Annotated in this window: 4 protein-coding genes and 2 tRNA genes; all 6 read right to left on the reverse strand. The window is 27.2% G+C overall.

The window, feature by feature from the left end; translation table 11 throughout:
* Nucleotides 1-73: 73 nt before the first annotated feature.
* The 6 genes from addA to QZ321_RS08440 all read right to left on the reverse strand — a co-directional run bounded on the left by addA (nucleotide 74) and on the right by QZ321_RS08440 (nucleotide 9,242).
* Nucleotides 74-3,832, reverse strand: coding sequence for a helicase-exonuclease AddAB subunit AddA (gene addA / locus QZ321_RS08415; RefSeq protein ID WP_291750052.1), 3,759 nt, complete (start codon nucleotides 3,830-3,832; stop codon nucleotides 74-76).
* The gene (gene addB / locus QZ321_RS08420) at nucleotides 3,819-7,265 is read right to left on the reverse strand and encodes a helicase-exonuclease AddAB subunit AddB (RefSeq protein ID WP_291750054.1); all 3,447 of its coding nucleotides are present in this window, start codon (nucleotides 7,263-7,265) and stop codon (nucleotides 3,819-3,821) included. The genes addA and addB overlap by 14 nt, the downstream gene beginning before the upstream one ends.
* 10 nt (nucleotides 7,266-7,275) lie before the next feature.
* Nucleotides 7,276-7,794, reverse strand: a complete 519-nt coding sequence (locus QZ321_RS08425; protein ID WP_291740230.1) for a GNAT family protein — start codon at nucleotides 7,792-7,794, stop codon at nucleotides 7,276-7,278.
* 139 nt (nucleotides 7,795-7,933) lie between these two features.
* A complete protein-coding gene (locus QZ321_RS08430; RefSeq protein WP_291750057.1) occupies nucleotides 7,934-8,875 on the reverse strand; it encodes an ROK family protein in 942 nt (313 codons plus the stop codon).
* A 178-nt stretch (nucleotides 8,876-9,053) separates the two neighbouring features.
* A tRNA-Ser gene (locus QZ321_RS08435) sits at nucleotides 9,054-9,146 on the reverse strand.
* Nucleotides 9,147-9,151: 5 nt separating this feature from the next.
* A tRNA-Ser gene (locus QZ321_RS08440) sits at nucleotides 9,152-9,242 on the reverse strand.
* Nucleotides 9,243-9,441 lie beyond the last annotated feature (199 nt).

Here is a 9,441-nt window from a genome sequence, read left to right on the forward strand (position 1 = left end):
TATGGTAAAGTTTAAAACAAAAAAGATTTATATAAATAGATATCATTTATATAAATCCTTTTTAATTTAAAAATTAAATTTCTAATTTTATTTCTTTATCTATGCTAAACAAATATAAATAACCTTCCTTAACTTTCTTTTCCGTTATTTTTTCTAAAGCATTTTTATAATAATTAAGTTGAGTTTTATATTTTTCAACTATAACATCAATTTTTCCTTCTTCAACATAATCAGTCTTATAATCTAAAAGAACTATTCCATCCTCTTCTTCAAAGAAACAATCTATTATCCCTTGAAGTCTGATCTTTTCATCACTATAAATATCCTTATTTAACTCTAAATCATACTCCACACTACTTAATTCTGTAAAGAAAGGCAACTCTCTTTTTATTAATCTGTCCTCTTTATAAGCTTTTAATAATCTTTTACCTAATTTACTATTAAAGAAATTATATATTTTTTTATACCATATAGATGATGCCTCTCTTTCTGTTAATGAATTATCTAAAACCATTTCTTCTATTTGTAATTTAATTTCATTAATTGAATTTGCTCTATCATAATTAAGCCTTTGCATAACATAATGAATAACAGTTCCTCTTTCAGCAGAAGATAATCCTTTCTCTTCTTTTAAAAATTTAGGTTTTAAAACCTCTTTTTCTTTAAATACTTCTACTGTATCATGTATCTCATCACCATAAGTAAATTCCTTTTTCTTTAAATCTGACACTGAAATATTACTTGGTAACATTGCACCTTCTATAAACTTATATTTATAATCAAGCCTTCTCTTTATTTCTTTATTAATAATAACATTTTTAAAATCATTAGATTTTTCACTTTCTTCAAAGTTATCCACAGCCTCTAAAGATTTATCCACCGTTAGTAAGTCTTTTGTCCAGAACTTTATGTTCCATTTAGACCTTTCATCATTAATTAAATCTATAGTGGCTCCTGTAACCCCTCTTAATTTTTTTCCACAAGCATGTTTACATAGTGCCATAGCAATCCAATCTAAATATGACTTTCCCTTTAAAACTTCTGATGGTAAAATTATATTTTTATCTAATGAAGCTGATGAAATCCAACTCTTAATTGATTTTTCCAAATTGCTAGTTGCTCCAGTAATAATTAATTTTTCCTTTGCTCTAGTAAAGGCAACATAAAGTATTCTCATTTCTTCTGATAAAGTTTCTAGTTTTACTTTTTTCCTTATAGCTTCCTTTGCTAAAGTTGAATATGAATTTCTAGTTTCTAAATTAACATAACTAGGACCAAAGCCTAATTCTTCATGATATAAAACAGAATTTGTTAAATCCATTAAATTAAATTGTTTACCCATTCCACTAGCAAATACTACTGGAAACTCAAGTCCTTTACTCTTATGAATACTCATAATTCTTACTACATCTTCATTTTCTCCAAGAACCTTAGCACTTCCCATATCTCCAGAAGATTTTCTTAACTTATTTATAAAATTTATAAAATTAAATAATCCTTTAAAGCTTGTGCTTTCATATTGTTTTGCTCTTTGAAAAAGAATTTTTAAATTTGCCTGTCTTAACTTTCCATTAGGCATTGCTCCTACATATCCATAAAATGCAGTATCCATATAAAGATACCAAATAAATTCATCTATTGGAGTATATATTGCCCTTTCTCTCCACTTAGATAAGTTTTCAACAAAAGTATCGCATTTTAATTTCAACTCTTCATTTACTGTTAAATTTTCTTCATGAATTTCCTTTATTATTTCATAAAAATATAAATCCTTATTTAATAATCTTAAATCACTTAATTCTTCAGCATTAAATCCGCATATAGGCGACCTTAACGTTGCTATCATTGGCACATCTTGAAGTGGATTATCTATTATTTTTAGTAAGGACATTATAGTTCTAATTTCAATAGATTCAAAATATCCACTACCCGTATCAGCATAAACAGGAATTCCCTTTGAACCTAACTCATCTAAAAATATTTCTGACCAATTTTTTGTTGCTCTTAAAAGAATAACTATATCTTTGTATTTAATATCTCTATATTCATTAATATCTTTATCAAATACCTTAAATTTTTTTCCGTCCTTGCTTTCAAACAATTCATGTATTCTTTTTGCAACAATTTTTGCTTCAAGAGTAATAGCATCTAAGTCTTCTTCCTCTTCTTTTTTGTTTCCTTCTTCCTCTTCTTCATATAAAAGCTCTTCTTCTTTAATAATACCTGATTTATCTAATATATGAAGTTCAGTTTCTCCACCTATTACTGATTCTTCATCAGTAACTTCTTTAAAATTTGCACCTAAGTTTAAGGCTTCTTCATCAGTATATTCAATTTCACCTACTGTATTAGACATAACAGTCTTAAATATATAATTTACAGCATCAATAACTTCTTCTCTGCTTCTAAAATTTTTATATAGTTGAATTTTTCTATCTTTACTTCCTTCTTCTAAAGAATATCTATTATATTTATCTAAAAATAGTTCTGGTTTTGCCTGTCTAAATCTATATATACTTTGCTTAACATCTCCAACCATAAATACATTAGATTCTTTAAATTTTCTTCTTGAAACTAAATCTATTATAGTTTCTTGAACGTTATTAGAATCTTGATATTCATCTACTAATACCTCATCAAAAAACTCCATAAAATGTTCTGCAACTTTAGATGGAATAATATTATTATTTTCATCCTTATTAATTAATATTTTTAAACAAAGATGCTCTAAATCATTAAAGTCTAATATATTTTTTTCCCTTTTCTTTTCCTCAAACCTTTTTGAAAATTCAAGAGTTATATTTACTAAAGTCTTCATAAAAGGATATACATTTATTATTCCATCTAAAGCTTCTTGTGGTGTAAATTCAAAGGTACTTTCAATTAATAATTTTATTTTTTTCTTAACAGAATCTCTTATGCTTTTAACTGAGTTTTGAGCATCCTCATCTGAAACTTGGTTTTTCTTAACCGTCTTTAACTTAATAAAAGAAATAGAATTTAAAGCAGTATAAATATCATTTAAGCCACACCCTAAACTTTCATAAGCCATTATTAAATAATTATAATCACTATTAAAGGCATCTAAATATGGCTCTAAACCATCAGTATCATTAATTATATCAATTGCTTTTCTATACATATTTAAAAATCCTGATAATTCTACTTTTAAGCTTTCTCTTAGAACACTTACCCACTCACTATTATCAAGCTCTTCTAAAGTACTAATATTGAATGCTTCAGCCTTTTCAATAAGCCATTTTTCTGGCCAAGGCCCACTCATAGAAAATCTATATAAAGAAAGTATCATTTCTTTTAATTTTTCATCATCCTTAGAACCACTATATGCTTCTATTAATTCCTTAAAGTTTTCATTTTCTTCTTCGTAGTATTCTTCAAAAAGCTCCTCAATTATTTCATTTTTCATTAAACTTGCTTCTGTTTCATCACTAATTCTAAAACTAGGATCTAAGTCTATAGTATAAAAATAATTTTTAATTACATCTAAACAAAAAGAATGCATAGTAGTAATATTTGCTCTACCTAATAAAGTAAGTTGCCTTTGAAGATTTTTAGAGTTAGGCTTTTTCTCTAATTCTTTAGATATAGCTGCTGCTATTCTCTCCCTCATTTCTGATGCTGCTGCACTTGTAAATGTAACAACTAAAAGCTTATCAATATCCACAGGAGTTTCTTCATTTGTTATAATTCTTATGATTCTTTCAACTAAAACAGCAGTCTTTCCTGAGCCAGCAGCTGCTGCTACAAGTAAGTTACAATTTCTTGTTTCTATTGCTTGAAGTTGTTCATTTGTCCATTTAGTCTCTCCCATCTCTAATCTCCTCTGCATTTATTTTATTATTCATTGCATTCCATAAATCATCTTTTTTCTTTTTTAATATTATTTTATATTTATTATCTTTTATTGAAGTATCAAATTGACAGATTGATGAATAATCACAATAATCACAATATGTTACTTTTGATGATTTACAAGGTTCTATTTTAACATCACCACTAAGCATTTCTTCACATATTTCAATCATTTTATCATTAACATATTTTCTTAATAATTCAAATTGTTCTTCTGTAACTACAGAACTTGTGCTTGTAAAATCTCCATCTTTTTTAAATGCAGCTGGAATAATTAGCGAGTATGTTTCCATGTCTTTATCCATTAATTTAACAAGTTCTGCATTTTTTAATAATAATCCATCCATCTTCAATTTTTTTAATACTTCAGTTTGAATTTCCTCTTCTGTTAAAGCTTTTTTTGATTTAATAATTGGATTATCAATCTTAAAATATAATATTCCTCCAGGCATATATTGTGTTTTTAAAATTTTATCTGCAGATTTTAATATTGCATCTAAATAAACTAATAATTGTATTTGAAGACCATAATATAATTCATTTAAATCAAAACTTTTAGAGCCAGATTTATAATCAACAATTCTTATGTAGGTTTCTCCATTTAAATCTACTTTGTCAATCCTATCAACTCTACCTTTTAAATATACTGTTTCTTTTGAAGGTAATTCTAACTTTATTGGTTCTGAATCTTTAAAATCTCCAAAATCAAATTCACTTTTAAATATGTCAAACTCACCTTTTCTCATTTGTTCTGATATTACTGTTACAGATTTAGTAATAGTCTTTTTAAATCTTTCTGAGAAATACTGATATTTTTTATTACTATTTAATATAGAGTTAGTTTCATTTTTAAGCTTAATATTAACAAGTTCATTAACTATTTCAGCACATTTATCTCTTGTTAAATCTCCCCATAATATATTTTCTTTTTTTATTTTATTTGTAAATTGATCTAATATATCATGCATAAATGAACCTAAATCTGGTGCAGTAAATTCATATAACTTTCTATCCTTAGCCTTTAATCCATATTGAACGTAATAACTAAATGGACATTGTGCATACTTTTCTATTCTAGAAACACTAAACATTAATCTTCCATTATCGTTACTATATAGTCTCTTTATTTTTTCTCTCGGTATTTTTTCAATTAAGTTAGTATAGTGCAATCCATTAAAAATAATTTTTGTTTTATCTTTAAATTCATGATTTTCTTCAAACCACTTATGCACCTCTTCCCAATAACCTTCAAATTCTTCTTCATCTTCATATTTTTTTCTTAAAGCTTCTATAAGCTTATTAAATGTTGGGACTGGTGCAGTTATGTCAGGATATGTATCAATAAATAAGTTATTACTAAATCTTTCACTTTCTTCTTTGAGCCTTGGAAGAATCTTTTTTAGTCTAGGTATGATTATTGATGGTCTTAAGGATTTACCCTCAAAGTCTGCCATAGGATAAGTAATTGCTAAATAATTTGATGGTATTGTTAATGCAGTATAAACCATAAATTGCTCTTCAAATACTCTACTTCTTGTATCACTAGCAAGTTCAATTCCTATACTTTTAAGTTGAATTCTATCTTCATCAGATAATATTCCCTCATCTTTATTTGTTGATGGTAATACACCATCATTAACACCTACTATATAAAGTGCTTTTACATCTCTACCCTTTATTCTAGCTATATCACCTATATTTACTTGATCTAATGCCATTGGAATTACACCAATTTCTTTTTCTTCAAATCCTGATGTTAATATTTTAGAAAATGTTTTTAAATCAACCACTTCATTTCCTAAAACTTCTACAGCTTGATCTAACATATCCATTACTATAGATGGTACTTGAGTATATTCTTTAATTTTGTCTTGCATTCCCTTATCATTAAAATCTTCAAGCCACTTATCCATGATTTCAAAAGCATTTATTTCTATTAAAAATTCATATAAAGCAATGCAGTATTTTCTTACTGTAACATCACCCTTTATTTTATTATATAAATTAATTATTGGTCTTCTGATTTCCTCCATGTATTCAAAAATTTCAATTTCTTCTTGTGTAAGCTCTTTATCTTGAGATATTATTAAATCCCTAGTCCATTTATATCCCTTTATTCCATTAGCTAAAATATAATTTTCTAATTTATCAATAAAATTTACTTCTAAATTTATAAGCCCACTTTTCACATACTTAAAAACACTTTCATAAGACCAATTTGTAGTTAATATTTCTAAAGAAGATATTATTAATACAATTAAAGGATTACTTAATATATCTCTTTTTTTATCTAAAAAATATGGAATATTATATTCATTAAATATAACTGAAGTTATTTTATCGTAGCTATCAATTTCTCTACAAACAACAGCAATATCTTTATACCTATATCCCTTATCTCTAACAAGCCTTAATATATCCTTTGCTACCCATTCTATTTCAGAATAATTGTTATTTGCCTTATATAATCTAATATCCTTACACTTATCCTCATATATTTTAAAAGGATAATTAAAGAAATACTTTTCTATATGCCCAAGTTCTTTACTATCCTTAAATCTATAAATATTTTTCTTATTTAAATTAACAGGTTCTTTATAAAAAATATTATCTTCGCTCATTATTTTTAAAATTCTATTTTCTGTATTTTTAATTACATCAAATATATCAGTTTCACCTTCAATAAATTGAATTTCTCCATCGCTACACAAAGTAATATTAACATTCTTACATTGTTTTGCTAATACTCTTAATACTTCTAATTGCTGTGGAGTAAATGTTGTAAATTCATCTACCCAAATTTCAGCATCTTTATATAAATCACATTCTTTTAGTTTTTTACCTAAAATAGATAATATGTCTTCAGAATCTATATATCCCTTGTGCAAACTTTCATTGAATGTTTCATAAATAGAAGCTAAATCACTTATTTTCTCTTGTAAATCTCTATTATCTATTTGTAATTCTTTTTCTTTTAATATTTCTTCGGAAATATTATATTTTTTAAATTCAGTAATTGACTTTGATACTATTCCGACAAATCCTCGTTTATTGCTTATTCTATTAAAATATTGAAGCTCCTCACCTTTATCTTTTAACAATTTATAAATAAGCATATTCTTTCCCGAATCTTCAATTACATTTAATGCTCTTCCACCACACTTATCAAAAACTCTTGTTGCCATTCTTTTAAAACTTAAAACTTCTGCCCTAAGCAACGACTTTTCCCCAGCATATTGCAATAACTTTTTTTCAGTTTGAAATGTGTATTGATCTGGTACAAGCATTATTAATTTATTATTTTTATCATTATTTAATTTTTTCTTTATTTGATTTAAGCAATAATAACTTTTACCTGCACCAGCTCTTCCAAAAACAAATCTAATGCCCATATATATCTCCTTAATTTTCAAATTCTTCTTTAAGTATTCCCATTACAATGGTATCTAAATATTCCCCCTTATAATAATATTTTTTTCTTCTTAGCCCTTCTTCAATAAACCCACATTTTTTATAGCATAATACTGCTGCTTCATTTTCTCTAACTACTTCAAGTTCAACCTTGTGTGCTCTTCTTTTTGAAAACAAATACCTTAAAACTGCCTTTATCGAATCAGTTCCATATCCCTTTCGCCAATACTTTTTACCTATTGTTAAACTAATATTATAAACACTTCTTGAATATTTATCTTCAGAATAAATAATTATTCCCACAATATTTCCTTGCTTATTAATTATTACGTAATTTCTTCTTGAAGGTATATTTAAATATTTTAAATGTTCAATTATATATCTTTTAGACAACGTTCCATATTCATTACCGTTATATTTTAATACTTCACTATCTGAACATAAATTATAAGCTTCATCAATATCTTCCTTTAATATTTCTCTTAAATATACTTTATCTCCATAAATCATATTATCCCCTCCCTCTTATTTAAGAATACTACTATTTGAATATTTTACCAACAATAATTTATTGTAAATTTCACTAAATAAAAAAACTACAATACATAAAGATTTTCTCTTAATGTATTGTAGTCTAATATATAAATTATTATCTTTCAGTAATAGCTAAAGCGGCAGCTCCTAATACTCCTGCTTTTCCACCTAATACAGCCTTTTCGATTTTACAATTTTCAACGAATGCAGCCATACATCTTTCTTCAACAACATTTCTTATAGTATCGATAACTATATCTCCACCATTAACTACTCCACCACCAACAACAACTTTTTCTGGATCAAAGTTTGTTATTGTGTTAGCTACAGCAATTCCAAGATAAGTTAATGAAGTGTTTAATATATTTTTAGCAACTCTATCTCCATTTGCAGCTTCCTTAAATACTTCTTTAGATGTAACATTATCATAATTCTTTAATGAAGTCTTAACATTAGTTGATACAGCTTCCTTAGCTCTTCTTCCAATTGCTGTACCTGAACCTAAAGCTTCTGCACATCCTAAATTTCCACATCCACATCTAGGTCCTTCTGTTGATACTGTCATATGTCCAACTTCTAAAGCATTTCCAGTTGCTCCTCTAAATAATTTACCATTTAATACAGCTCCTCCACCGATTCCAGTACTAGCTGTAATAAATACCATGTTTTCAGTACCTTTTCCTGCACCAAACATAAATTCTCCTAATGTTGCTACGTTAGCATCATTATCTAAATAAGTTGGTAGTTCATATTCTTCTTTTATAGTTTTAACTATCTCAAAATTCTTAAATGGTAAATTTGCAGTTTCAATAATTACACCATTTTTTACATCTAATGGACCAGGAGAACCGATTCCAATTGCTCTTATTAAATCTTTATCAGTTCCATCTATAACATAATTTATAGTATCTATTATTCTTCCCATAACAGCTTGTTCACCTTCGTGAGCTAATGTTTCAACTGTTTTTTCTTTTATAATGTTCCCCTCTAAATCTACTAAAGCTGTATAGATTTTAGTTCCCCCTAAATCTACACCTATTACATATTTCTTTTCCATTTGTTACCTCCCAATAATAAGTTTGTACTAATTTAACTAATAAAAGTATACCATTTAAGAATTACGTTTACAATTATTAATTGTAGAAAAATTGGAATAAATTTTAAAAAAATAAAGTAATTAACTAAACTAAAAATTTTTATAAACAAAAAAGCATCTAACTTTTGTTAGATGCTTTTGGCGGAGAACAAGGGATTCGAACCCTCGCACCAGTTTTATCCAGCCTACTCCCTTAGCAGGGGAGCCTCTTTAGCCACTTGAGTAATTCTCCACTTATGGCGGAGAGACAGGGATTCGAACCCTGGGTACGCTCACACGCACGCCGGTTTTCAAGACCGGTGCCTTAAACCAACTCGACCATCTCTCCTCGGAACAATTATTATTATACCAGCACGATATATATTATGTCAACATTTTTTGTTAATTTTTTTGCAAAATTTTTTGCGATTTTTTTAACTTATAAACCCATATACAGATATAAAAAAAGCTTCTAGCAATTGCTAGAAGCTTTTGGCGGAGAGACAGGGATTCGAACCCTGGGTACGCTCACACGCACGCCGGTTTTC

The sequence above is a fragment of the uncultured Clostridium sp. genome (genome assembly GCF_910588715.1).
GTDB lineage: Bacteria > Bacillota > Clostridia > Clostridiales > Clostridiaceae > Clostridium.